This is a genomic window from Flavobacterium bomense, from assembly GCF_003970355.1.
In genome coordinates, this window is record NZ_RYDJ01000164.1 from 1 (window position 1) to 1,230 (window position 1,230).

1 pseudogene is annotated in these 1,230 nt (G+C 39.9%); it reads left to right on the forward strand.

Going from position 1 to position 1,230, the window contains the following annotated elements:
• Positions 1 to 1,230: pseudogene (gene dnaE, locus EKL98_RS16425) on the forward strand (DNA polymerase III subunit alpha); the annotation flags it as partial.

Sequence of the window (1,230 nt, forward strand, 5' to 3'; positions counted from 1 at the left end):
GGTTGGCATTTTCCAACATGAACGTGCCTGAATGCAAAAATACATGAAGTGATTGAAACCTACGGTTTTTCCGGATTTGATTGCGATGAACGCGCTCTATCGTCCGGGTCCAATTGCGTATATTCCGAGTTTCGTAAAGCGAAAAAATGGCGAGGAGGAAATTATTTATGACCTTGATGCTTGCGAAGAATTACTGAAAGACACCTACGGAATTACGGTTTATCAGGAACAGGTAATGCTTTTGTCCCAGAAACTGGCGGATTTTTCCAAAGGAGATGCCGACGTTTTGCGTAAAGCAATGGGGAAAAAACAGAAAGATGTTTTGGATAAAATGAAACCCAAATTTATCAGTCAGGCTGCTGCCAAAGGGCATCCCGAGGATAAATTGGAAAAAATATGGAAAGACTGGGAAGCCTTTGCGGAATATGCGTTCAACAAATCACATTCTACTTGTTATGCTTGGATTGCGTATCAAACAGCTTATTTGAAAGCAAATTATCCAGCCGAATATATGGCGGCAGTTTTGTCGAATAATATGAGCGACATCAAGCAAGTTTCCTTTTTTATGGAAGAATGCAAGCGAATGGGGTTGAAGGTTTTGGGACCTGATGTAAACGAATCGTTTTATAAATTTACGGTAAATGATGATTACGCCGTTCGTTTCGGAATGGGAGCGGTAAAAGGCGTTGGTTCCGGAGCTGTGGCTACCATTGTCGAAAATAGAAAAACTACAAAATACAAATCGATTTTTGATTTGACTAAGCGAATTGATTTGCGTGCTGCCAATAAAAAAGCATTAGAAAATCTTGCTTTGGCGGGAGGTTTTGATTCGTTTGGTGGGACAACTCGAGCACAATATTTTCACGATGATGGCGATGGAATTACGTTCTATGAAAAAGCGATTCGTTATGGTGCCAAGTTTCAGGAAAACGAAAATTCTTCACAGGTGAGTTTGTTTGGCGAAAGCAGCGATGTGCAAATTGCCGAACCCGTTGTGCCGCCTTGCGAAGATTGGAGTACGATGGAAAAATTAGCCAAAGAAAAAGAAGTCGTTGGGATCTATATTTCTGGACATCCGCTGGATGATTTCAAGTTTGAGATGAAGTATTTCTGTAATTCAAAATTAGAATCACTTAAGAATTTAGATATGCACATTGGTAAAAATCTAAATTTTGGAGGTATTGTATGTAATGTTCAAAGAAGGATAGCAAAAAACGGCAAGGAATGGGC